Below are 26,220 nucleotides of genomic sequence, written 5' to 3' on the forward strand. Positions count from 1 at the left end.
CAAACTCTCTGTTTTAACAGAGAGTAGTTGATATATAATTTCATTATTTTATCAACCTTTCTGCTGTTAAATTATAGATAAGTATACCTTTATACTAAAATAATAAATTCACATCATATCCCTCATACTTCAGACCGAAATCGATAAATACTCATGTATAATAGACAAAAGTACTACTATAAATAAAGGAGTCATCATGTATTTAACCATTTTTGCTATCGTGCTCATTATCGCTGGTCTCATTAACGGATATATCATCCTGATAAAATACCCCAAAGAATTTCAATCAACAAAAATTCTCCATAGTTTCTTGACCCTATCTTTACTCCTGATTGGCCTATACTTATTGATAAAAAATATATAAACCCAAAATGCCAACACTGTAATTTACACATCTGTTGGCATTTTGGGTTATAGTCTTTCATTATGGTATCTACAAAATAAATACTAAGCCAATGAAGTTTTGAATACTTTAGAAGTCAATATATTATGATGTAATATGAACCATCACACATGACTAGCGACTCTTCATTAGTAACTGAACGGCTTGTTGAATACGCTCTTCACCTGTGCGACCATTTTTAATATTTTCTTGCACACATTCTACTAAATTTTCAGCAACAATTAAACTAATCGCACGATCAATACTAGAGCGCACCGCTGATAATTGCGTAACAATATCCACGCAATCTTTTCCTTCTTCAATCATATTCAAAACACCATGCAATTGACCGTCAGAACGTTTCAAACGGTTTACAATTTTTTTATCGTATGCCATTAAACAATTTCTCCATTCCATGCAGAAATGCCGCCCTTTACATTTATCACGTCGTATCCTTCTTGTGTTAATTGTTGACAAGCCTTTGCAGAACGTGCTCCGGAATGACACATGACATAGTAAGTTTGTTTTTTATCCAATTTATTTTTTTCAGCTGAAAGATTACTTAAAGGAACATGGATTGCACCATTTAGGTGTCCATTTTCCCATTCGTTGTTTTCTCTCACGTCTACTAAAGGCAGTTTCTCGTTTTGCCACTTTTGTTCAAATGCTGACATTGATATTGAATGATACATGATGTTATCCCCTTTTCTAGTTTCACTGCTGAGTAAAGCGCAAAGACGCCATCTAAATTTTAGTTTGCTAGCTATTTTGTTTCAGTATGCTTTCTGCTATATAGCTAGGTCGTCCACTGTGACAGCCGATAATAATTGATTGATTGATCTTTTGATAATTTCGCCTGTTACACTACCTATAATGACACTGCTCATTAATAGCGTCTTGCTTTGCGCTTGTCTAGGTCATCATACCGAAACGGACGTTGATCATATCATGTCCTTACGTCTCCACATACCCCAACCCGTATACCTATTATACCTCTACCGGTATTTTCTGTAAAGGTTTTTTGTAGCGCATAATGCATAATGTGACATAATATTTTTGATAGTTTCTACCTGGATACCAAACTACAAAACAGCGTTCAATAGGTTTGAATAAGGAGAAAACTTAAGCTAACTTATGGTTTGGATAGAAATTCAGTAAAAAAATAAGAGAACAGGAAGTTTAACAACCTGTTCTCTTATTTTAATATTTAAAGTGATATTTTATTTTGCAAATTGACTGTTATAAAGATCTGCATAGAAGCCACCTTCAGCCATTAATTCATCATGGTTACCTTGTTCAATAATATTACCGTGATCCATGACTAAAATAATATCTGCATTACGGATAGTAGATAAACGGTGCGCAATCACAAATGATGTTCTGCCTTCCATCAATTTATCCATTGCTTCTTGTATAACGACTTCCGTACGTGTATCAACCGAAGATGTCGCTTCATCTAAAATCAATAGCGGTGCATCTTTCAGTAAAGCACGCGCGATCGTGAATAATTGTTTTTGCCCAACTGATAAAGTAACTGAATCATCCAATACTGTATCGTATCCTTCAGGTAGCGTATTAATAAAGTGATCAATACCTACAGCTGCAGCTGCTTGTTCAACCATCTCATCAGTAATGTTTTCTTGGTTAAAGATTAGATTTTCACGAATTGTGCCCTCAAATAACCAAGTATCTTGTAATACCATAGAGAATTGATCATGAATAGCTGCCCGTGAGATGTCACTTGTTGGTATCCCATCAATATAAATTTCACCTGAATCAATTGGGTAGAATTTCATCAGCAAGTTCACGATGGTTGTCTTCCCAGCCCCTGTAGGTCCTACAATTGCAATTTTTTGCCCAGATTTGGCCGCTACTGAGAAATCTTTGATAATCGGTTGGTCTGCCTCATAACCAAAGTGTACATGTTCAAAAGTGACATCCCCATGCACATCTGGTAACTCACGTAATAAGTTCGCATCCTCTGTCATTTCCTCTTCATTTAAGAACTCAAATACACGATTTAAGGCTGCTGACGCAGATCGGAAAGAAGAAAATGATTGTGACAATTGACCTAATGGTTGGGTGAACATCCGAACATAAACCATAAAGGATACCACTACCCCAAAGGTAATATCGCCATTTAAAGCCATGATAGATCCGACAACAGATACCGCCACATAACCGAAGTTTCCAATAAATTGCATCAAGGGTTGCATGATACCTGATAGGAATTGGGCATGCCAAACACTATCATACAAAGCTTCATTCGCTTCATTAAAGGTTTGTGTCATCTGCTGACGTGCATTAATCGTCGTTAACACACTTTGACCAGAGTAAGACTCTTCAGCAATACTATTCACATTTGCTAAATTCTTTTGTTGTGAAATAAAATAACCTTGTGAACGGCGTAGAATTAAAACAATGCCAACAAATCCGATAATCACAGAAACTAAAGTGACGAAGGTCAACATCATATTATTGTAGAACATCATCACCAAAGTCCCAATCAATAAAGTCACAGATGGTATGAATGAAGACATGGTTTGGTTTAAGGACTGACCAACCAAATCCAAGTCGTTGGTTACCCGACTTAAAGTGTCCCCGTGACTATGACTATCAAAATAACGTAAAGTCAAGCGGTCAATTTTATCAGATACATTCTTCCGTAACTTTCTTGAAAACTTTTGAATGATCGTTGCCATCACAAAAGTTTGAATATAAGTGAATATGGCCCCAATTACATAGATAATCACAAGGGTTATGGCAATTTTTGAAACTGCCGCCAAGTCAATCCCATCCGGTGACATCAACCCTTCTGTAATCTTATCCGTCATATCCCCTAACCGGTCAGGACCGATAATAGATGCTATAGAGCCACCCATTGCTAGGATAACTGCCACAACAAAGGGCCATCTATATTCCTTGGCATATTTCATCATATTCACCATCAATGAAGGTTGATTTGCATCTTTTTTCTTACGCATTTGCTAATTCCTCCTCTGATAATTGTGAATAAGCAATCTCTTGATATACTTTATTTTCTGCCAATAACGTTTGATGTTTACCGCGACCAACAATTTCTCCACGGTCTAGAACTAAAATCTCATCTGCATCCATAATCGTTGAAATACGTTGCGCCACAATGATTTTTGTCGTGTCAGCCATTCTTTCCGCTAAAATGGCACGCAATGTCTTATCTGTCTGGTAATCTAATGCAGAGAATGAATCATCAAAGATCAGAATCTCTGGTTTACGCGCAAGCACGCGAGCAATCCCTAAACGTTGTTTTTGACCACCAGAGAAGTTATTACCTCCTTGAGCAACACGGGTATCTAACCGGTCTGGCTCACTCTCAACAAAGTCTCTCGCTTGTGCAGTATCTAGTGCATACCAAATTTCTTCGTCTGTTAATGCTTCATCTTCTAAATGTTCATTACTTTCACCAAGGTTCATATTTGAACGAATAGTCCCTGAGAAAAGAACTGGTTTTTGCGGCATATAACCCACAATATTATTCAAAGTCATATGGTCAAAATCTTTAACATCTTGCCCATCAACCAATACTTGCCCTTCAGAAACGTCATATAAACGTGGAATCATTTGGATTAATGTTGATTTACCAGAACCAGTTGAACCAATAATGGCTAAGGTTTCACCCTTGTTGACTTTAAAGTCAATATCTTTAAGGGCGGGTTTAGCATCATCACCGTATTTAAACGTGACGTTTTTAAATTCAACACTACCTTGTTCACTTGTTTCAATACTATCCGAATTAAAAGCGATTGAAGGTATTAAATCTAACACTTCGTTAATCCGATTTGCTGAAACAATGGCACGAGGTAGAAGCATAAAGATCATAATCATTAATAAGAAACCAATAATCACTTGCATAGCGTAGGATGTGAATACAACCATGTCAGAGAATAAGTCAATTTGCTCTGGCCCTTGTGCTGCATCCGCAATTAGATAAGCACCTGTCCAGTAAACCGCTAAAGTTAGCCCATTAGAGACTAAAGTCATCCCTGGTTGCATAATCCCCATAATCCGGTTGACAAAGATTTGTGTATTGGTTAAATCATCATTGGCTTTAGCAAATTTTTTATTTTGGTAATCTTCTGCATTATACGCCCGGATGACACGTAAACCAGTTAAGTTTTCACGCGTTACCGCATTTAGGTTATCAGTCATGGTTTGAATTTTTTTGAAACGCGGTACTGCAAAATACATAATAAAGCTAATCATAATGAGTAAGACAACAACAGCAGCTGCTGTCGTCACTGACCATTGCCAGTTTTGACCGGAAATTTTGGCAATCGCCCAGATAGACATGATTGGTCCACGTAATACCACTTGAAGACCTAAGGCAATTAACATTTGAATTTGTGTCAAATCATTGGTAGAACGCGTCACTAAACTTGGTACAGAGAACTGATTAATCTCATTAGCTGAATAACTCATCACCGTATCAAAAACTTCACCACGAATACGGGCAGTTAAACTGGCTGCAATTCGTGCGGCAAAGTAACCTACCAATATAGCAGAGGCAAAGGAAGCTAATGATAAACCAACCATTACCAACCCAGGTTCCCAAATATCTGAAGTCACCGTATCTGGCATCTGTAGTAACGCTGTAATTTCTGACATGTAGTCAGGGATTTCTAACTCTAAATAAACTTGCAGCATAATCAGTAACAAGCTTAGTAAAGCAAGCAGTCTTTCCTTTTTATTTGCTTTTGCTAATAGTTTTAGCACCTTTCATTTCCCCCTAATCACAACCTATCTTAAGATTGCATATTTTGAATTAATTTGTTCAATATACGAACAAATGTGTCGACTTCTTCTTGTGATAAACCAGCAACTAGTCTATCGTCTACTTCCTGTAGTAAATAGAGAATGCGGTCATGGGCCTCATGCCCTTCCTCTGTCACAATGAGTCTTTTTAAACGACCATCTTTTTGTGATTTCTCCGTTCTCACATACCCATTCTTCTCTAATCGGCTCACCAATTCAGAAGCTGTTGATTTACGAATCTTCATATATTTTTCCAGGTCTTTCACATACAGCTCATCTTGGGTAGATGCATGGATAATATAACCCAAAGCCATTGATTGCGGACCCTTCATATCTCCCAATTCGTGCTCACTAAGTTCGACACCAATATTTCGATGGACTGCAATTGTTAACTCCCTTAGCAAGCCACCTATGTACATTGGCTGATGCTCATCTTTCATTCTTGTCACCTTCTCTATCATTGATATATAGTTCGCACGCTAACTATTATACTAAGACTCAAATCAATGTCAAAATAAAAGTTTCTAAAATACCATTTTTTTGTCAGTTTTTTCATGGGTAAAATAATAGCAAAAACTAGTACATCATGCTTACCCAAAGGCATAGACACCATATACTAGTTTCATGAAAAGTATTCAATTTTAAAGTAAAGCAATATCTGTCCGGTAAGTTAAGGATTTCCCATGGATTTCTGCAACCACATCATATACTGCTTGCCGTGCTGTTTGAAGATCATCCGCTAAGGCAACGGGAGTTAATACTCGCCCACCGTTGGTCAGCAATTGCCCTTTTTCGTCTCTGGATGTCCCATTATGGAAAATAAGGGCATCATCAGGTAAGGCTTGAATCAATTGATGATTGTCATAGGGTCCAGGATAACCTTTTGAATACAACACAACACCGACAGCTGCTTGATTAGACCAAGTCAAATCAGCTGAATCCAAAGTCCCATCTAGCGTTTTTTCAAAGACTGTCAATAAGTCACTCTCTAATCTCGGTAACAATACTTCTGTTTCAGGGTCTCCAAAACGGACGTTAAATTCAAGTACCATTGGTTCGCCATCTTGAATCATAAAACCGATAAATAAAATCCCATAAAAAGCAAAATCTTCCGCCACTAATCCAGCTTCAATTTGACCTAAAATAGCATTTATCTTAGCTTGTAGGACGTCATCTTCATTGTCTGGTGTGGAATAAACCCCCACACCACCTGTATTAGGACCTAAATCACCATCAAAGGCCTTTTTATAATCTTGGGCTGTATCCATGGGCACTAATCTGTTATTCGACACAAAACACAATAATGACTGCTCATGCCCCTCTAGATAATCTTCAATCACGACCTGGCTACCGCTAGTACCAAAACTTTGATCGAGCAACATATCCTTCAAAGTGGCATCTGCTTCTTCAAAAGTTTGACAAATCACAACGCCCTTCCCTTTACATAAGCCATCCGCTTTAATCACAATCGGTAAAGCAGACTGGCTGATATAATCCTTGGCTTCCAAATAATTATCTGTAGTAAATGATTGAGCGGTCGGAATTTGATACCTATTCAAAAATTGTTTGGTAAAATCCTTACTCGCTTCAAGTCGAGCACTCTTTTGGTTAGGACCAAAAATAGGAATATCAACCGCTTGGAAGGCATCAACAATGCCCGCACTTAAGGGATCTTCTGGACCTACAATCACTAGTTCAATATGCTCAGATAAGGCAAATTTCACTAAATGATCGAAATCCATCACGTCAATATCAACATTCGTAAAGTCGCTAGCCGTCCCCGCATTTCCAGGTGCAATAAAAATATCAACTGGTCGCTTAGACTGAGACAATTTCCAAGCAATCGCATGTTCTCTACCACCCGCACCAATAATTAGAATTTTCATGATATCTCCTCAGCTTATTAGTGTTTAAAATGACGCATACCTGTGAACAATACTGAAATATCATAAGCTTTAGCTGCTTCGATGACTTTTTCATCTTGTACTGATCCACCCGGTTGAACAATCGCTTTGATGCCATATTCATGTAAAGTATCAATGGTATCTGGGAAGAAGAAACCATCAGAAGCAACGACAGCGCCAGCTAATGGGAATTCAGACCGCTCTAGTGCATCTTCTAAAGCCCAGACACGACGCACTTCCCCATGGCCTAGCGCTATGGTTTGTTTATCTTTAGCAATAACCATAGCGTTTGATGCACAGTGTTTCGCCACCTTCCAAGCAAAGTCCATATCTTCTAACTCTTTATCCGTTACTTGGCGGTCAGATTTCAATACGATCCCATCTTCACCATAAATACTTAAATCTTTATCTTGAAGTAATAATCCACCTACTGTTTCTTTATAGGTGGTCTTTTTACCTTTGAATTCACCTAATTTAGTGGACTTCACTAAACGAATATTCTTTTTCTTACTTAAAATAGCAAACGCTTCTTCAGTGAAGTCAGGAGCCACAATAATTTCTAAGAAAATTCTAGCTAACTGATCAGCAGTTTCTGCATCAACCGTACGGTTAAAGCCGATAATACCACCAAAAATGGAAATAGGATCACCTTCAAAGGCTTTTTGATAAGCTTCAGCAGGTGTTTTTCCAACCGCTACCCCACAAGGATTTGCATGTTTAACAGCCACACACACTGGTTCATCAAATTCTTGCACTAAGTCCATATTTGCCCGCATGTCATTATAATTATTGTAAGAAATCTGTTTACCATGAAGTTGTTCTAAATCAAAATCCTCTTCTAGCGGGCTTTCATAATAAACCGCTGCTTGATGAGGATTTTCACCATAACGCAATAACTCTTTATAGCGGTATCCCTTAGTGAATAACTCTGGAAATTGTTCATTTGTTTCAGCTGTAAAGTATTCAGCAATCATGGCATCATAAAAAGCTGTTAATCTAAAAGCTTTTGCAGCTAAACTTTCGCGTAATTCAAGCGTATTTTGGTCATTTTCCAAAGCATCAGCTACTCGCTCATAATCCTCAGTAGCGGTAACAATTAACACATCTTTATAATTTTTAGCAGCTGCACGAATCATTGAAGGTCCACCGACATCAATTTTTTCAATAATTTCTGCTTTACTTGCTACGCCATTCTTCACTGTTTCTTCAAATGGGTATAAACTATTCACCACCATATCAATGGCATGAATACCCATTTCATCTACAGTTGCTTGATGACTGGCGATATCACGATTAAAAAGAATACCGCCATGAACATGAGGATGTAAGGTCTTTACACGGCCTTCTAAAATCTCAGGAGAGTTAGTCACTTCTTCAACAGCAATTACCTTGATACCAGCTTCCTCTAGTAAGGTTTTTGTCCCGCCAGTAGAAATGATTTCCCATCCTAGTTGATCTAATTTTTCTGCAAATGCTACAATACCAGTCTTATCATAAACAGAAATTAAAGCTCTTTTCATACATATCTCCTTATGTTTCCGTATTATTTATTCATTTCTTGAATTAAATCAGCAATCGCTGTAATTAATATGCGATGCTCTACTTTTAAAACGCTTGCTTGTAAACTTTTGGCATCATCACTTGCTAAAACTTGAACAGGTTCTTGAATGAGTATCTTTCCCTCATCAAACCGTTCATCCACTAAATGTACTGTAGCCCCTGTTACTTTAACGCCTCGATCAATCACTGCTTGATGGACTTTTAATCCATAATATCCCTTACCTGAAAATGCAGGAATTAATGAGGGATGAATGTTTATCATCCGGCCTTCAAAAGCTTGAACCAACTCTTTAGAAATAAGCTTTAAGTAACCAGCCAAGACAACAATATCCACTTGATGGTTTTTCAAGCTAGCTAAAATTTTCTGATCATCATTGGCATATAAATGATCAATACCCGCCATTTCCGCTCTTTTCAATCCATAAGCATCTGCCTGATTAGAAATCACAACAGCTACTTCTGCTGGTAAAATTCCCAAACGACAAGCATCCATCACCGCTTGCAGATTTGTACCATTTCCAGAGATTAATACACCAATTTTGATCATACAAAACTTACCTCAGCCTCTTGCACATTCACCTGACCTAATATAAAAGCTTTTGCGTCATTATCTGCTAACACCTTCAAAGCCGTATCTAAATCAGATGGATCAACAAAAATCACCATACCGACCCCCATATTAAAGGTTGCAAACATTTCCTCATCAGTAATTTGACCAAGTTCTTGTAAATATTCAAAAATAGGTAAACTTGGCATTTTTTCACGTTGAACAGTTAGACCTAATCCTTCTGGTAGTACACGTGGGATATTTTCAAATAAACCACCACCAGTGATATGGGCTAACCCTTTAATGGTAACTGCTTCAATTAGCGCTAAAATATCTTTCGCATAGATTTTAGTAGGTGTTAATAATACTTGCCCAATAGTTTGGTCAGTATTTGGATATGGATGGTCAAAAGTCATATTATTCTTCGCTAATATCGCTCTAACTAAAGAAAAACCATTACTATGTACACCTGAAGATGGTAAGCCAATCGCAATATCACCAGCTTTAATATCTTTTCCTGTGATTATTTGCTGCTTATCTACTAGCCCCACTGCAAATCCAGCAAGGTCATATTCATCCTCGCTATACATACCTGGCATTTCAGCTGTTTCTCCACCGATTAAGGCAGCACCAGCTTGCTTACAACCATTCGCGACACCTTCAACAATGTTAGCCATCTTCTCAGGAATCAATTTACCTGTAGCAATATAATCTAGGAAAAATAAAGGCTTAGCACCTTGGCAAATGATGTCATTGACACACATAGCAACTAAATCAATGCCCACGGTATCATGAATACCCAAGGCTTGTGCAATCATTAACTTAGTCCCTACGCCATCCGTTCCTGAAACAAGGACCGGTTCTTTCACTTTATGGGCGCTGAGTTCAACCATACCTGAAAAGCCGCCTGTTTCAGTCATCACCTGATCTGTATAAGTGGCTTTCATCATGTCTTTAATTAATTGCACTTGCTGGTAGCCAGCCTCTTTATTTACACCAGCAGACTTATAATCTAATCCCATTTTTCTCTCCTACTCTTCAGTAAAATAAGGTTCATAAAGTTTATTTCGTCCGATAGCGCGGTGGAACCCATCTAAACTAATATATTTCAAACTATCACAACCAATAAGGTCTCTTACTTCATCAACACTACGGTTATAAGCTACTAGTTGCTGTTTATCTGGAATATCTACCGTCATCGATTCATCCTTTACAACTGGCGGTGCAGCAATTCGGACATGGATTTTACTTGCCCCAGCCTCTTTTAACGTATTGACCGTCCGTTTAATCGTTGAACCACGTACAATAGAATCATCTACTAAGATAATCTCTCTATTAGCCACAATACTTTTAATAGGCGTTAGTTTAATTTCAATATCGCGCTCTCGAATAACTTGAGAAGATTGAATAAAAGTTCTACCAATATAGCGGTTACGAACGAAACCTTGTTGGTAAGGTAAACCGGAAGCATTTGCATAGCCCAATGCAGAAATGATACCCGATTCAGGCGCACCAATGACCACACCTTTACGTAATTGATCTTCCTGCCACAAAATTTCACCTAAACGGTAACGCGCATCATATACAGAAATCCCATCCAAAATCGAATCAGGGCGGGCAGTATAAATAAATTCAAAAGCGTCCAGGTTTTCAGTTGCTTCCATATTTGCTGATAAGTAATAAGAAATACTTTGTGATTTAGTTTGCACAAATAACTCACCCGGTTGAATTTCACGAATCACTTGTCCAGCAATACTATCAATAGCAGCGGTTTCCGAACTAGCAATAATCATATCGTCCATCTTCCCAATCGCTAAAGGTTTCACACCATCTAGATGTTTGTAAGCAATGAAGCGGTCTTTATTCATGTAAATTAACGTAAATTTCCCGACTAATCGTTCTAGATAAGCCTTAATTTCTTCCACATCTTTCCCTAATGTGTCAATACAGGCTTGAAAAGTGAAATCGGGATTTTCAATTTCTCCATCAATCGCCATTAAAGCCCCTTTATCAAAAAACGGCATTGGTTCACTTTCACGGTCTTCAAAGGGATATTGGACAAATCCAATCCCCTTGTTACCCGCCATATGCTCAATTAAACCAGCACCAAAATGTTCACTAATTAGCCCATTTTTACGGAGAAGTGCTACCTCCCCATTAGGTAAAATTGTTCCCATTCCAACAGCAGCTTGACCGCGATGTTGTAAGGCATACAGACCGTAATATAGGTGTGGAAAAGCTTCGATAGCCTTGAAGCTATAGATACCTAAAATACCACTCATTTACTCACCTACTACAATGCTTGAACAGCTGCTTCATTGTTCATATCACGAACACCAGCACTTAATTCTTTTTTATAAGCTGCTAATTTTTGACTTAAATCTTGGTCTTGAACTGCTAGAATTTGTGTAGCCAGTATTGCCGCATTTTCACCACCATCTAAGGCAACTGTAGCTACTGGTACACCTTTTGGCATTTGAACGATGGATAATAAAGCGTCTAAGCCAGACAACGTAGAAGATTTAACAGGTACACCAATCACTGGTTTAATAGTCATACCTGCAATCACACCCGGTAAATGGGCTGCTTTACCAGCAATCCCAATATAGACATCCGCATCATCTTGACCAACTAAGGCTTGTAAATCATCTAAAGCACGGTGGGCAGAAATCACGGATACTTGATAAGGAATTTCAAATTTACTTAAGTTACTAGTTACTTTTCGAGCAATTTCAACATCACTTGAACTACCCATAATAATTCTAACGAACATAAAATCCTCCTATTTGGCTTGTAAATATGCAAAAGCTTGTTTTAAAAATTGATTTTCGCCTTGACTAGGCACATTTTGGAATAAGTCTTCTCCACTTCTTTCAAATGAAGAAATAGAACCAAATACTAGACCATTTGGACTGGTTAACGCATCAATATTTTCTTCTGCAAAATAAGTTTTAAAACCAGCAACAACTTGCCCATGGGCTTTCATTTTTGAACTGGCCTCTCCTAAATCTACGCGCCCAAATGCAGTTGCAATGGGTGCTGTATAGGTTTGATTACCTTGCCCCTTAGTGAACGGGCTATTTTCAGAAAGCACTTGACCAGTATATAAATCAGAAATAAATTTACCGTTTTTGTTAGGTAATATGCGGATAGCTGAATGACCTGTGACTTCTCCAAATTCAATTAACCCTGTACGGATTAAAGCGGAGAAAGCAGCCCCATTACCTGTAATCAAGCGATTAGCTTGTAAATGTGCTTCAATTGCTTGACGCACATCCGGTCTTGTTAAAATTAACTCCCAAGCACGCCCTTCTTCATCAGTTTGGTTACCAAAAACTGCACCATTTGGTAAGGCTAATAGCTGGCTCTCTTTTAAATGTTTAATAAATACTTGAATAGATTGTTCAAATTTTTCATGAGACGAATCTGCAATGACCATCATTTGACAATTAAATCCAGCCGCTTCTAAAGCAAACTGCAAATCAAATTCCCCATTCGTACCATATAAAACTGGTATGAATGCTTGAACATCTTTCGTTGTTTTATCAACTGTAGTCGAAGCATTCGTTTTAGATAGTGTTGTTGGTAATTCACGCGCGGTATTTTCAGTTTGATCAAATACGGAGGCGAAAACTTCATTTGACGCTGCTTCAATTGCCTGCACTGAATAATTTTGTCCAGCAATTTGGATATCATCTGCTTGTGTCTGACCAATCACTTGATAAGGGATATCTGCTAATAGCGTTGCTGGATCATCAGCTAATTCTAAAATAAAGGCACCCATTAACGGTTCAGCTAAACGGTTGGTTAAAGTTTCTGACACTTGAACAGAAATACCATTCCCATAAGACATCTCAATGAGGTCTTTTAACATGCCATTAAAACCGACAGTAGAAGCTGCCAGTAAAGCATCCCCTTTAGCCAATTGATGAATCGTTTCATAGATTTCTTTTTCTTTTTGTAAATCAATTGTGAAATCATCTTGTAACGGATTTTCGATTAAAACGACTTTGGACCCTACTTGCTTAAACGGTCGTGAGATAACTTCATCAATATGCCCTTGTGCAACTGCAAAGGATAATAAAGTTGGTGGGACATCGATATCCTCAAAGCTACCTGACATAGAGTCTTTACCACCGATACTTGCTAAAGCTAAGCCAGACATAGCCAAATTAGCACCTAATAGAGATAACATTGGTTTCCCCCAACGTTTAGGGTCATCTTTTAAGTTTTCAAAGAATTCTTGGAAGGATAATCGCAAATCTTTATAGTCAAAACCTAAAGCCACCATCCGGCTAACCGATTCAATCACTGAATAGAACCCACCATGGAATGGCGATTGCTCAGAAAGATAAGGATCAAAACCATAAGCCATACCAGACGTGGTGGTTGTTTTACCGCCGTGTACTGGTAGTTTAGATACCATACCTAATTCAGGTGTAGAACGGTATCTACCACCAAATGGGAAGAGGACAGAAGCACGACCAATAGAACCATCAAATTGTTCAGCCATAGCTTTTTGACCTGCTCTATTTAAAGTAGACATATAGGCATTTAATGACGCTTCATTCCAAGTCGTATCCGAGTGAACATCATTTTCAAAAACACTTGTTGGTTGCGTCAAAATAGCATTCGCATGCTTAGCAGCGCCGTTAGAATCTAAAAAACTTCTACTTAAATCAATAATTTGCTGACCAGCCCAAGTCATTTGCATACGGTCATTTTCTGTTACTGATGCAATAACAGTAGATTCGACATCTTCTTCAGTACAATAGCTTAAAAAGGCTTCGATATCCTTTTCAGCTACAACAACAGCCATACGTTCTTGTGATTCAGAAAGGGCAATTTCACCACCATGCATACCTGGATATTTCACTGGTACATCATCTAGTTGAATATTTAAACCATCTGCAAGTTCCCCTACTGCAACAGAAATACCACCAGCACCAAAGTCATTACAGCGTTTAATTAAGCGTGTGGCTTCCCCTCTTCTAAATAAGCGGGTAATTTTTCTTTCAATTGCTGCTGCACCCTTCTGCACTTCAGCTCCGGCATTTTCTAGTGATTGTTCTGTTTGAATTTGTGAAGAACCGACTGCAGCCCCTAAACCATCACGGCCAGTACGGCCACCTAATAAAATAATCTTATCTCCAGCAACTGGTTCTTCCCGTACAATATGATCCTTTGGAGCTGCTGAAATCAAAGCCCCTGTCTCTAATCGTTTGGCTTCATATCCTGGATGGTAAATTTCTTCAGCATAACCACCAGTCAGTCCGATTTGATTAGCATAATCACTATTGCCTTCTAAGGCCCGCTTTGAAATGGTTCTTTGTGGCAATTTCTCTGGGTATGTGTCTTCAAATGGTACATTAGGGTCTTTAGCACCCGAAATACGCATACCTTGATATACCCAACTTCTACCTGATAATGGGTCACGGACTCCACCTCCAACACAGGTAGATGCACCACCAAATGGTTCAATCTCAGTTGGGTGATTATGGGTTTCATTTTTGAAATATAGAATCCAATCTTCTTCTGTGCCATCTACATCTACTTTAATTTCTAAAGCACAAGCATTGACTTCTGGAGAGATTTCCACGTTGTCCAAGATACCATTTTCACGTAGGTAGCGACTTTGGATTGTACCTAAGTCCATTAAAGTAATTGGTCGATCTGTTCGACCTAATTGGGCTCTTTTTTCTAAATAATCATTTAAAGCAGCTTTGAAAAGCGGTTCATATTGACCAGCGTCAATAGTGACAATGTCAATTTGAGTGTTAAAAGTCGTATGACGACAGTGATCTGACCAATAAGTGTCAATCACTTTAAGTTCTGTTAGGTTAGGATTACGGTTTTCAGATTTAAAGTAAGTTTGGCAAAAACGTAAATCATCTAAATCCATTGAAAAATGCTTGCCTAATTCTAACAACTCTGCTTCTGTCATTTCAGTGAAGCCTGTCACTTCATCTAACTCTTCTGTTGATGATGGATGAATTTCAAATGGGGATTCATCCATAGCAATAACGGTATTTTCGACTGGATTAATAAGGAAGTTTTCAAATCTTTGCCCTTGATCTTGGCTTACATGATTTAAGGTCACTACTTTTGAATGGAAGACTTTAACCTCACTTAAGCCAAGTATGTGTTGAATCATTTCGTTCATCATTTGTTCATGTTCATTATACTGGCCCGTTACTTGGCGGTAGCGAAAGGTATAATCAGCTGCTGGTATTGTCTCAATAAAGCTTAATTTTTCTGTATCAAATAAAGCATGTTGAATCTGTTCCAATGCTTCTTTAGAAGTGTTTTCAAATTGGTACAGATTATAAAAAGTAATCTCAGTGTTTTCATTAAATTGAAGGAATTCTACTGCTTCTTTTCTATACTTTTGTCCTTCAACATCAAATTGGGCATTATTTTTTGTAATGACTTGCATTTTGGTCCTCCACTTATTCAAAGTAATGAACTAAGGCTAAAGGTTCAATATATTCATCGCCTTTATAAACACGCATATTTCCGCCTGAAATTTCATCAATTAAAACAATTTCATCACTACCTTCTAAGCGACCAAATTCCAATTTGATATCATATAATGTTAACCCTTTATCTGCCAAAGCTTCTTTAATCACCAATGAAATATCTTGTGTTAATTTTTTTAATTGTTCATATTCGCCAGCTTTTAAAATATTTAATTGTTCAAGCGCGTCTTGCGTAATTAATGGATCTTGACGGTCATCATCTTTTAAAGTGAATTCAACATAGGCATCAAGTGGTGTACCAGATTCAATATAAGCACCGTAACGTCTAATAAAGCTTCCTACTGCTTTAAACCGACAAATCACTTCTAATCCTTCTCCAAAGACAGAGGCTTTTTTAATTTGCATCGTATTCTCTGTTGTATTTGAAGAAATATAATGTGTGGGAATTTGCTTTTCTTTAAATAATTCAAAAAAGTATGTTGAAAGCACAACATTACTATGGCCTGATCCTTCAATTGTTGCCCCAACTTGATTCTCACCTGGATCAAATACCCCATCTTTACCCGTAACATCGTCTTTAAATTGGAAATAATATTGGCCGTTATCATCTTGGCATAAATTTTTTGTTTTTCCTGTATAAATAAGCATTACTAAAAACCGCTCCTTTTTAAAAAACATACGTTTCCATTGAATTATTTATGAATATTCGTTTTTCCGGATAATCATATGACTACCTTAAAGGATTTTTTGTGTAAACTCAAGTAAAACATGAACGTTTTAAGTGAAAATATCGTGAAAAACCGTTTTATCCGAATTAAAAACGAACATTCGAGTTAAATTATACTATAAACGTTAAGCTTTTTAATCGATTTTACAAAATTGTATCTAAATTGTACTTTCTGTGTTTGTTGCAAATAATTAACATAAAAAAACACCTAAAACGAAAGCCGGTTTGGCATCCATTTTAGGTGGTTGATATTGAATATGTTTCATTTATTATTCAGCTTTAGGTTGTGTTTGTAAGACTTGGACCTTTTTCCCATTAATCTTCTCTTCTAATTCAGGGTAAACAAGGCGTGCTGTTGCTGAACCAAAGACCATTAATTCATATAATAATTGTGGATCTTCAGTTGTTCTTGATAATAAGCGTAGGTAAATTTCTCCGTCACCAGTCAAAATCAAGGTATAGTAGCCTGCACGTTTTAAGTTAATTTCATTAATAACTGCTAAAGCTTTAGTTTGATTGTTGAAATCTTCAACTTGGACTAGTTTACGATAAGTGATTTGGTATTCCGTTACCGATGAACCTTCTTTAAACTCACGCGCTACGACGTTAAAAGGAATCGTTTTATCTTCAGCAATACGGTAAGCACCTGAGAAAACAACTTGGTCTTCATTGAATTTATTCTTCTTAACGGGTACTTTCTTATCGTTAAACATTTTTTCTAAAATTGGTTCAATTGATGGCATGGTATTCCTCCGTTTATCCTCTAAATTCATTACTATCCTCATTGTAACATAAGCTTGTCATAAACCTAGTAACTAAAAAGGCCGATTCATTATAAAGCTATCGTCACCTCTATGAACTCAATAGTCATAGCAGTTGCAAGAATCATTAAAAAGGCATGACATCTTACCTAATTAAAATGTCAGTTTTGGCTCCCAAAGAGGGTCTTCTTTGAGGTCTGAATCTGCGATAGCCATGTCTAAAACTTCCATGACAGTTAAACTTTGGGCTAAGTGCTCTTCTGCAAACGTCGTATCACCGTGATCAATCCAATTGGCAAAAATCTCAAATTCTGCACCCATCTTATGGTCGTATGTATTTAATTCAAAGTGGTCTGTATACCCGTCATTTGTCCAGATATCAAATGATGTGACCCTATTCGTTGCACTATTTACCCTGATAGTACCTTTCGTCCCTTGAATTGTTGCCCCGTTTTTCCCTGTAGAATCCTTTGAAGCCATACATACGGCTTTTGCGTAGCCATAGTCCATGATCAACACACCAGATGTATCAATCCCATTTGCAATGTTGGGGTAGTAAGCCACTTTCTTTGGTCTACCGATTAAACCAACGACAAAATGTATATTGGATGAATTTAAATCCATCAAGGCACCGCCACCATTTTTGATATCAAAGGCCGGCAAAATGTTCCCTGCTGTGAAAGCATCATACTTACTCGAATATTTTGAGAAATTGCATTCAATTAACTTAATATCACCAATAAGTGGTAAAAGTTCACGGATTTTACCATAATTTTCGACAAATTGACCTGTTACAGCCTCAGCCAATACTAAATCATAGTCAATGGATAGTCGTTCTAATTCGATTAATTCCTTTTGTGACATCGTGAAAGGTTTCTCACAGATAACATGCTTACCATGAAGTAATGCTTCCTTCGCAAAAGGAAAATGTAAGTTATTAATGACGGCAACATATACCGTATCGATATCTGCTTTCATCAAAAATTGATTATAATCACTATATACTTGATCAATACCATATTGCTTTTGAAAGGCTATAGCCTTATCAACACTTTTGGGTGTTGAATTAATTGCTGTTACTTGAATTTCTGGTAACTCAGCAATTACTGGCAAAAATTGCTCAACAACCTTCCCAGTCCCCGCTATCCCTAATTTCATATCTGCTCCTCCATTAACCTGAAAATACCGTAGAATTCGGTATCAACATTCTTCTGATAGCTAATTATAAGCGTCTAGACCTATAAATTCTAGCGCTATTTGATGCAAAGTCATTTTTATTTCAAATAAAGTAATCGATTACCGTTATTTTTAAAATAAAAAGCCTTTTTCACCGCACTATGGATATAACATAGGCTAGTGCCAATTCATTTCACTAGCCAGCTTTTCAAATCTCCTTTATCATGGAAGATAGATAGACAAGAGCTTAAAGGAGGATTTCTCATGAAACAATATACTAATTTCATTAATGGTGAGTGGACAACCCCTACTAATAATGAATTCAAAGACGTAGAAAACCCAACAACTGAAGAAACCATTGCCCAAGTCGCATACTCTTCTAATGAAGATGTTGACCAAGCAGTTGAAGCCGCAAAAAAAGCCTTCCCTGCTTGGAATAAATTATCCCTTGAAAAAAGAACCAAATATGTAGAAAAATTATTAGCTGAAATTAAGGCACATCAAGATGAATTACGAGATATTATTGTTGAAGAATTCGGTGCTGCCAAGACCTTCTCTGAGTCGGGACAAGTTGGTTTAGCCATTGATGAAATGTCTGCCACAATAGAGGCAATCAAAGACTACGACTTAACTGACCAAGTTGGAAATACTAAAGTCATTAAAGAAGGATACGGTGTAGTTGCAGCAATTACGCCTTGGAACTATCCATTAAATCAAATCCAACGAAAAATCACCCCTGCACTACTAGCTGGGAATACCGTAGTTGTGAAACCAGCATCTGATACACCACTCACTGCAGTAAAACTATTTGAATTAGCTGAAAAAGTAGGCTTTCCAAAAGGTGTATTCAACCTAATCCTTGGTAGCGGTGGCGGTGTTGGAAACTATCTAGCTGAACATAAAGATGTTGCTGTTGTTTCCTTTACCGGGTCAACCGAAGTTGGTCAAGGACTATATGAAAACGCTGCTAAAGGTATTAAACATATCATTCTTGAATTAGGTGGCAAATCAGCACTCGTTTATTTACCAGGTGGCGATTTATCCTTTGCCGTTAAAAAAGCCATGGGGACGATTTTAAATAACCAAGGGCAAACTTGTACTGCACTGACAAGATTATTGGTTCCTAAAGACGAATTAGCAGATGTGGAAGCAGAAGTAAAATCTTACTATGAAAAGAATGTTATTTTAGGTGACCCTGCTGATCCAAATACCCTTGTAGGGCCAATGGTATCCGCTAATCAAAAACAAACTGTGCTCGAATATATTGAAAAAGGTAAAGCAGAAGGCGCAAAGGTTTTAGTCGGTGATAAAAAACCAGCCAGCGAAACTGGTCATTTTGTAACACCTACTGTCTTTACAAATGTCACAAATGATATGACGATTGCCCAAGAAGAAATTTTTGGTCCTGTACTCGCCATCATCACATATGAAACTGAAGAAGAAGCTATTGAAATTGCTAATGACTCAATTTACGGCCTTTCAGGTGCTGTAGTCGGACCAGATGAAAGAGCTTATGAAGTCGCTAAGCAATTACGCACTGGAAATATCTTTGTGAATAAAGCGGGACGTAATCCCCTTGCCCCATTTGGTGGTTACAAACAATCCGGATTAGGACGCGAAAACGGTCTATACGGTGTTGAAGACTACTTAGAAACAAAAGCGATCTTCTTAGAAGATTAAAGAACTATATCTAAGAAAAAATAAATAAGCAAATTTTAGATAAATAAAACAGCTACTAGATGATATCAATCTCTTAGTAGCTGTTTTTTAACTTTTAGTGATATACCTTTGAAAAATATAAGGCCATCAAAGCCATGTTCTGCGATTAAAGGCCTACACCAAAGACGCTATTCTCAATCATTCACCATCAACCCTAATAATGATTCGTATACAGGTTTAGATTGACATATTTCTGCCACGAAATAAGCAATAAAAGTGACAATGGCAATTGGGAGTAGATACTGGATAGATCCCCCTGTCATTTCTAGAATCAAGAAAATACCCGTTAATGGCGCACGTACAATCGCTGCAAAATGCGCAGCCATCGCAATGACAGTAAAGACCATAATCGTGTACGCGTCCACTAGACCTAAGGCATGCAATCCACTCGCATAAATATTCCCTACTAAAGCGCCAAGAGATAACAACGGGAAAAAGATCCCCCCTGGAATTCCTGACCCGAAAGCCACACCAAGTAACAGTATTTTTGACACGAATAAGTAAACCAGTGTTAATACGCTAGGGTTGTCTAAAAATGGTAATAGAATCAATTGTTCACCAGAACCAATTAACCGCGCATCAAATAACAATACCACGGCTGTGATGAGGAAAGGAAAAACCATTTTCCAAAAAGATGCTAGCTGCCAATGACGATAAATCGCTTTAGACCATAAGATAACGGTATTAAACAACACACCTGATAAACCTAACAATACCCCTAAAATAAGTAAATACGGATAAGTTGCCATTTCCACCCGTAAGGCTCGAGGAATCGTCATCACAGCATCATTCCCAATCAACGCAATCGATACGAGAGTTGCAGTAATAATCGTTAAAGTGGCAGATAGAAAACCACGACGGGTAACCTTCTTCAATAATTCCTCTAAACAGAAAATAATACCAGATACAGGGGCATTAAAAGCTGTAGACAAACCGGCTCCTGCAGCGCCGACAATCAAATATTTCGTAGATTCTTTAGATGATTTAGTCACCTCTGCTACTCCCTGACCTATGGCTGCCCCAATTTGTACTGAGGGTCCTTCTCGCCCTAGTGTAAGTCCTGACCCAATCGCGAGTAATCCACCAGTTATTTTATAAAATAAAACAGATGGCCAAGAAAAATTTAACTGCCCACTCAACTTTCCAGCAATTTGTGGAATACCTGATCCACCAATCATAGGTTCTCTTTGTGCCGTCCAAGCCACGAAACAACCAATCAATCCTAAAGCCAGTATAAATAAAAAACTATGACCGATTGAAGCCTGTCCCCAATTTAAAAGCCACGTTACTAGCCCCATCAAAAACGGTATAGCGACTCTAAATAATGAAACAACAATGCCCACTAGGATACCTGAAATAACACTCAATAACACCAAACGATAATTCAATCGCCCTTCATGCATCACAACCATACCCCTTCTTCACAATAATGCATTTATTTTCTTTCCCAAATAAAAAAATCCCAACCAAGGATAAGCTCGATCGGGATTTTCTGTATAGCTACTGCAGTAGCCTTATTTTTGTTTGTTACGGCGACGTTCTGGAATACGTGCAGCTTTACCATGTAAGTCACGTAAGTAGAACAATTTAGCACGACGAACTTTACCTTCACGTAATACTTCAATTTTAGCTACGCGTGGTGTGTGTACTGGGAAAGTACGTTCAACACCAACACCGTTTGAAATTTTACGAACTGTGTAAGTTTCGCTGATACCAGCACCACGACGTTGAATAACAACACCGTCAAATAACTGGATACGTTCACGTTCACCCTCAACAACTTTCGCGTGTACACGAACAGTGTCACCAGGACGGAAGTCAGGTACATCGTTACGTAGTTGTTCTGAAGTGATTTGATCAATTAAATTACTCATGTAGATTCTCTCCTTTCAACAACACTCATATGACAATTTTGCCACAGCGGAATATCATAAAGTATGTGTCCAAACAACACCTTAAATATTGTAACAAATCTATCACTTATTGTAAATAGAAAGTTGAACATTTCTTGATATAAATTGTTATTAACAAGTAATAATGTCATAGGTATTAATAAGGGAAAATCTCCCACCCTCACTATACAAATATTTGTTCCTTACGCCACTTCACGATACAATAATAGATGAATAGGAAACGGTTACAGAATAGATAAAGGAGATCTCGTAATGACAAATGACAAACAACAAGTAAACAATATTTACAAAGATTTATATTTAGAAGTAGCCGACTTACGTGAAACCGTTTACCAAGAGGGGTAACAAATTTATACATCTTGGAATCCTGCCACCCTCCGTGAAGATTTTAAGGAAGCAGCCTTAAATTTTGCCTATTATGTTGCCCTTCGTCGCCGTGATATTCGCGACTTACAATTAAAACTAGGAAATCTGGGCCTTTCTTCACTCGGTCGTCTTGAAGGACATGTACTATCTACCCTTGATTTAGTCGCTTATCATTTAGCAAAAAGCGCGGACATGCCCGCAGTCGATATTCCTGAACATATGACCAAAACCAGTCAAGGTCACGGCTCTACACTTGACCAACTCACCAATGATTTCTTTGGCCCAGGCGCTAAAGACCGCTATTCCCGTATCATGGTTACCATGCCCAATGAAGCCGCCACTGACCAAGACCTAGTAGACCGCATGGTGAAAGCTGGTTTAGACGTTGCCCGTATTAACTGTGCCCATGATGATGTAACTACTTGGCGGAAAATGGTCAAAAATATTCATCAATCTGGCAAGAAATACCAGCGCGATATTAAAATTTTCACTGATATCGCTGGTCCTAAAGTGCGTATCCAAGCTATCTATACCACTTTACAAAATCCTAAGCTTTATGAAGGGGATGTCTTCTTCCTAACGAGTGATACGGTGTTAAAGGACTTTTATGACTGTGAAATAGTCTTATCCTGTCCAATTCCAGAACTGATTCAAGATTTAAAGGTTGATGAAGTGGTGTCCCTTGATGATGGGAAAATTCAAGGTAAAGTCCAAAAAGTCTATCCTGAAGGGGTAAAAATTACCATCACCCAAATGGCATCAAATGGTAAGAAAGTAAAAGCGACAAAAGGGATCAACTTTCCTGACCGTGAATTGAATATCCCTGTATTAACCGATAAAGACATTGACGACTTAGCTTTTTCAAAAGAAGCTGCTGACGTGATTGGCTTCTCCTTCGTCCACAATTTGGATGACGTTCGCCATATTAACCAAGTAATGGCAGAAAAAGTAAGTGAAGATCAAGATAAACTAGCTACTATCAAGTTAGAAACCATTTCTGGATTTGAGAATCTCATCAATATCATCATCGAGGCTAACCGCTACCGACCAACAGGCATTATGATTGCTAGAGGAGACCTAGCTGTAGAAGTTGGCTATCTACGACTATCTGTTGTTCAAGAAGAAATCCTTTGGTTCTGCGAAGCTGCGCAAATCCCTGTAATCTGGGCCACCCAGGTTCTTGAGTCCTTGGTAAAATCCGGCGTACCTTCAAGAGCTGAAATTTCGGATGTATCTATGGGGTCACGAGCTGAATGTGTCATGTTAAATAAAGGTGAACATATCCTTGAAGGAATCAATCTTTTACGGTCAATTTTAGCAGACATTGATGAACACCAATTCAAAAAGACACCATTAATGAAACAATTGAACGTAGCCAATACCATTTTCGAATAAAAATAAACACCTACCTCTAATATCCTAAAGGTAGGTGTTTTATGATGTCTAACTATAATATTTTGACTTTTATTGCCGCTTACCATCCTTGGTATAAGCAATGACTTTGGTTCCTTTGTTATCAGCAATTTCCTTAGCCCGCTTCACAGCATCCTCTTTTAAGTCAAAAGTATCCGCAGCGCGTTCCGCCTTCACGGTAATCACTTGCCATTGTTCAAGCTCATGATCAAACTTCACCTGCACGTCTTCATCCATCAATTCAGGATTAGCCGATTCAGTATCATGCTTGTCGCTCTTTTTAGGATTGCTTGCATGTTTAACTTCCGAAATCTCTTTATCAGAAGCATTCTGATACCATTCTTTCCCTTGCTGTATCGCAATTGGGATTAAATCTTCCTCCTTGTAACCCGCAGCTTCCATAGCATTCATGATCTCAATGATCTTCTTACGTTCAACCTCATCAAAATTTTTTAAGTTGTTAGGATAATCTTGCATATTCCATGGCATAACATCATCTCCATCCTTAACTCATATTGTATCAAGAATAGGGAATAAATAAAAAGGATAGCCATGTTCAATCTAGCATGAAACTGGGATCCACACAATAGACCACGCTAACAAACAGCCCTACTCAGTTTCTGCTTTAATTTCTTCAAGCCACTTCGCTTGCTTGGGCGTTAATGGATAGTTCTTCAACATATCTGGACGGCGTTCATAGGTCCGGCGTAAAGATTCTTTCTCTTTCCAATCCGCAATCTTAGCATGGTTCCCAGACATTAGCACATCCGGCACCTTCATCCCTTTGTATTCAGCTGGACGCGTATATTGTGGGTATTCTAGTAGTCCAGTTGAGAAAGAATCACCAGTGATAGACGCTTCGTTTCCAACAGCATCTTCAAGCAAACGAACAGTCGCATCAATCACAATCATAGCCCCTAATTCGCCACCAGTGAGCACATAGTCTCCAACTGAAATCTCATCGGTTACATATGACCGAATCCGCTCGTCATAGCCTTCATAATGGCCACAAATAAAAATCAAATGCGCATCTTCTGCAAATGATTCCGCATGCTTTTGCGTAAACGTTTCACCAGCTGGATCCATCAAAATAACCCGTTTTTTGGTATCAGGATGCTTACGCTCAATTTCTTCTAAAGCATCATGGATCGGGTCAACCCGAAGCAACATCCCAGCACCACCGCCATATGGGTAATCGTCCACATGACCGTGTTTATTTACTGCAAACTTACGAAAGTCCGTAATATCAATATTGGCTACCCCTTTTTCCTGGGCCTTCCCAATAATCGACGTATTCATTGGCCCTTCAAACATCTCCGGGAAAAGGCTTAAGACATCAATCTGCATTAGGCGTCACCTTTTTCTGTGTCCACATCTTCAATTAAGCCATCCATCGGTTCAATCACCACGCGATTACCAGCCAAATCAATCTCTAATACAATATCTTCAATATAAGGAATCAAAATATCTTGTCCTTTATTTGGACGTTGAATCGCCCACACATCATTCGATGGTAAAGACGTAATTTCACGAATCTTACCTAAATAGTCATTGTCCGTAGTATATACTTCTAAACCAATAATATCATCATAGTAAAACTCGTTCTCATCCAACTGGTCAGCTTCACGTTCAGCCCCAGCGACTTTCAGGTCAAAACCTTTAAATTTCTCCACATCATTAATATGATCCTTACCTTTAAAATGTAAGAGATTGAAATTTTTATGCAGGCGGTGACCATCTACTTCAACATTCTCCACCAATTTATCACCATTAAAAATCGCCAAAGTAGACCCTATTTTAAAACGTTCTTCTGGGAAATCAGTTATCGCCATTACCCGTACTTCACCGCGTAAGGCCTGCGTATTCACAATTTTCCCGACCAAATAATACTGTTCTTCAGCCATGCCCTCAATCTTCACCATATCTATTGCCTTCCCTTCTTACGTGCCTATCTGCCAACTTTTAAACCAATAATTGAAAAAAGGACACGCCACCCATTTCTAGCGACCACTGTAACCAAAAAAGCTACCATGGTCAAACGTCAGTCTTATTTTACATGAATACACCAGAAAAACCAAGATAACACGATAAATCCTAAGGCATTGCGCCAATAAAAATGCCCTTAAAATGCCATAAAAAAGACGCAGACATTTCTGTCCACGCCCTCAAAAAGCGGATTGCTTTGTTGCAAACATCGTATAAATAGGTGCGACGCTCATACCCTGTGAAGTTGAGTTTGCTTTGGCAGTCCGGTCTCCACTTCAGAAATATTTGCAGCAAGTAAACTTGCTACGTCATATTCCTTCCAGTGGTACCTGCCTAAGCGCCCTGTCTCACATCCTATTTAGTCGGGTTCGTGTCTCCAGAAAGAACTGCGTTTCAGATTAGTTTGTAACTGACTTTGTCAGTCACTGCGCTAATCTTCCAACGTTTTCTTTCTGAACGTCGACTCTCACACCCTGTTTAGTTGAGTTCCAAATGT

Annotated in this window: 22 protein-coding genes; 2 read left to right on the forward strand and 20 right to left on the reverse strand. The window is 38.2% G+C overall.

The features are described 5' to 3' along the window. Nucleotides 1-517: 517 nt before the first annotated feature. From HMPREF3116_RS05555 to HMPREF3116_RS05625, 15 genes are all read right to left on the reverse strand, one after another. On the reverse strand, nucleotides 518-778 hold the full coding sequence (locus HMPREF3116_RS05555; protein ID WP_070468198.1) for a metal-sensitive transcriptional regulator: 261 nt from the start codon (nucleotides 776-778) through the stop codon (nucleotides 518-520). After that, nucleotides 778-1,074 (reverse strand): rhodanese-like domain-containing protein, encoded by a 297-nt coding sequence (locus HMPREF3116_RS05560; RefSeq protein ID WP_070468199.1) that lies wholly within the window; start codon nucleotides 1,072-1,074, stop codon nucleotides 778-780. Before HMPREF3116_RS05560 ends, HMPREF3116_RS05555 begins: the two co-directional genes overlap by 1 nt. 528 nt (nucleotides 1,075-1,602) lie before the next feature. Next, nucleotides 1,603-3,366, reverse strand: a complete 1,764-nt coding sequence (locus HMPREF3116_RS05565; protein WP_070468200.1) for an ABC transporter ATP-binding protein — start codon at nucleotides 3,364-3,366, stop codon at nucleotides 1,603-1,605. Beyond that, nucleotides 3,359-5,134 carry an ABC transporter ATP-binding protein gene (locus HMPREF3116_RS05570; RefSeq protein ID WP_070468201.1) on the reverse strand — a complete coding sequence of 592 codons (1,776 nt, stop codon included), beginning with the start codon at nucleotides 5,132-5,134 and terminating at the stop codon, nucleotides 3,359-3,361. The genes HMPREF3116_RS05565 and HMPREF3116_RS05570 overlap by 8 nt, the downstream gene beginning before the upstream one ends. Nucleotides 5,135-5,163: 29 nt before the next feature. After that, complete coding sequence (locus HMPREF3116_RS05575) at nucleotides 5,164-5,613, reverse strand: MarR family winged helix-turn-helix transcriptional regulator (protein ID WP_168125800.1); 450 nt, start codon at nucleotides 5,611-5,613, stop codon at nucleotides 5,164-5,166. A gap of 201 nt (nucleotides 5,614-5,814) precedes the next feature. After that, nucleotides 5,815-7,059, reverse strand: a complete 1,245-nt coding sequence (purD, locus tag HMPREF3116_RS05580; protein ID WP_070468202.1) for a phosphoribosylamine--glycine ligase — start codon at nucleotides 7,057-7,059, stop codon at nucleotides 5,815-5,817. 17 nt (nucleotides 7,060-7,076) lie between these two features. Beyond that, nucleotides 7,077-8,597, reverse strand: a complete 1,521-nt coding sequence (purH, locus tag HMPREF3116_RS05585; protein ID WP_070468203.1) for a bifunctional phosphoribosylaminoimidazolecarboxamide formyltransferase/IMP cyclohydrolase — start codon at nucleotides 8,595-8,597, stop codon at nucleotides 7,077-7,079. A 23-nt stretch (nucleotides 8,598-8,620) separates the two neighbouring features. Continuing rightward, a complete protein-coding gene (purN, locus tag HMPREF3116_RS05590) occupies nucleotides 8,621-9,184 on the reverse strand; it encodes a phosphoribosylglycinamide formyltransferase (protein WP_070468204.1) in 564 nt (187 codons plus the stop codon). Then, nucleotides 9,181-10,206, reverse strand: a complete 1,026-nt coding sequence (gene purM / locus HMPREF3116_RS05595) for a phosphoribosylformylglycinamidine cyclo-ligase (protein WP_070468205.1) — start codon at nucleotides 10,204-10,206, stop codon at nucleotides 9,181-9,183. Before purM ends, purN begins: the two co-directional genes overlap by 4 nt. Nucleotides 10,207-10,215: 9 nt before the next feature. Then, nucleotides 10,216-11,466 (reverse strand): amidophosphoribosyltransferase, encoded by a 1,251-nt coding sequence (locus tag HMPREF3116_RS05600; RefSeq protein ID WP_070468206.1) that lies wholly within the window; start codon nucleotides 11,464-11,466, stop codon nucleotides 10,216-10,218. A gap of 11 nt (nucleotides 11,467-11,477) precedes the next feature. Next, on the reverse strand, nucleotides 11,478-11,957 hold the full coding sequence (purE, locus tag HMPREF3116_RS05605) for a 5-(carboxyamino)imidazole ribonucleotide mutase (RefSeq protein ID WP_070468207.1): 480 nt from the start codon (nucleotides 11,955-11,957) through the stop codon (nucleotides 11,478-11,480). Between the two features lie 9 nt (nucleotides 11,958-11,966). After that, on the reverse strand, nucleotides 11,967-15,620 hold the full coding sequence (locus tag HMPREF3116_RS05610; protein ID WP_070468208.1) for a phosphoribosylformylglycinamidine synthase: 3,654 nt from the start codon (nucleotides 15,618-15,620) through the stop codon (nucleotides 11,967-11,969). Between the two features lie 13 nt (nucleotides 15,621-15,633). Next, complete coding sequence (locus HMPREF3116_RS05615; protein ID WP_070468209.1) at nucleotides 15,634-16,311, reverse strand: phosphoribosylaminoimidazolesuccinocarboxamide synthase; 678 nt, start codon at nucleotides 16,309-16,311, stop codon at nucleotides 15,634-15,636. A 348-nt stretch (nucleotides 16,312-16,659) separates the two neighbouring features. Then, complete coding sequence (locus HMPREF3116_RS05620; RefSeq protein ID WP_070468211.1) at nucleotides 16,660-17,133, reverse strand: hypothetical protein; 474 nt, start codon at nucleotides 17,131-17,133, stop codon at nucleotides 16,660-16,662. A gap of 171 nt (nucleotides 17,134-17,304) precedes the next feature. Further along, nucleotides 17,305-18,309: a Gfo/Idh/MocA family protein gene (locus tag HMPREF3116_RS05625; RefSeq protein ID WP_070468213.1), complete on the reverse strand. Its 1,005-nt coding sequence runs from the start codon at nucleotides 18,307-18,309 to the stop codon at nucleotides 17,305-17,307. A 282-nt stretch (nucleotides 18,310-18,591) separates the two neighbouring features. Between HMPREF3116_RS05625 and HMPREF3116_RS05630 the strand changes: the two genes are divergently transcribed. Then, on the forward strand, nucleotides 18,592-20,007 hold the full coding sequence (locus HMPREF3116_RS05630; RefSeq protein ID WP_070468214.1) for an aldehyde dehydrogenase family protein: 1,416 nt from the start codon (nucleotides 18,592-18,594) through the stop codon (nucleotides 20,005-20,007). Between the two features lie 173 nt (nucleotides 20,008-20,180). Here HMPREF3116_RS05630 and HMPREF3116_RS05635 read toward each other — a convergent pair whose 3' ends face one another. Both HMPREF3116_RS05635 and rplS read right to left on the reverse strand, forming a co-directional pair. Beyond that, on the reverse strand, nucleotides 20,181-21,449 hold the full coding sequence (locus tag HMPREF3116_RS05635) for a ClC family H(+)/Cl(-) exchange transporter (RefSeq protein ID WP_070468216.1): 1,269 nt from the start codon (nucleotides 21,447-21,449) through the stop codon (nucleotides 20,181-20,183). Between the two features lie 111 nt (nucleotides 21,450-21,560). Continuing rightward, entirely contained in the window at nucleotides 21,561-21,920 is a 360-nt protein-coding gene (rplS, locus tag HMPREF3116_RS05640; RefSeq protein WP_059348695.1) for a 50S ribosomal protein L19, read from the reverse strand. A gap of 597 nt (nucleotides 21,921-22,517) precedes the next feature. On the opposite strand from rplS, the gene HMPREF3116_RS05645 reads away from it, so the two are divergent. Continuing rightward, nucleotides 22,518-23,720: a pyruvate kinase gene (locus HMPREF3116_RS05645; RefSeq protein ID WP_246819057.1), complete on the forward strand. Its 1,203-nt coding sequence runs from the start codon at nucleotides 22,518-22,520 to the stop codon at nucleotides 23,718-23,720. Between the two features lie 69 nt (nucleotides 23,721-23,789). Here the strand turns inward: HMPREF3116_RS05645 and HMPREF3116_RS05650 are convergent, their stop codons facing one another. The 3 genes from HMPREF3116_RS05650 to rimM form a co-directional block, all read right to left on the reverse strand. Then, the gene (locus HMPREF3116_RS05650; RefSeq protein WP_070468218.1) at nucleotides 23,790-24,227 is read right to left on the reverse strand and encodes a DUF2188 domain-containing protein; all 438 of its coding nucleotides are present in this window, start codon (nucleotides 24,225-24,227) and stop codon (nucleotides 23,790-23,792) included. Between the two features lie 120 nt (nucleotides 24,228-24,347). Beyond that, the gene (trmD, locus tag HMPREF3116_RS05655; protein ID WP_070468220.1) at nucleotides 24,348-25,085 is read right to left on the reverse strand and encodes a tRNA (guanosine(37)-N1)-methyltransferase TrmD; all 738 of its coding nucleotides are present in this window, start codon (nucleotides 25,083-25,085) and stop codon (nucleotides 24,348-24,350) included. After that, entirely contained in the window at nucleotides 25,085-25,660 is a 576-nt protein-coding gene (gene rimM / locus HMPREF3116_RS05660; protein WP_070468222.1) for a ribosome maturation factor RimM, read from the reverse strand. Before rimM ends, trmD begins: the two co-directional genes overlap by 1 nt. Between the last annotated feature and the right edge of the window lie 560 nt (nucleotides 25,661-26,220).

The organism is Aerococcus sp. HMSC10H05, from assembly GCF_001806975.1.
Classification (GTDB): Bacteria; Bacillota; Bacilli; order Lactobacillales; family Aerococcaceae; genus Aerococcus; species Aerococcus viridans_B.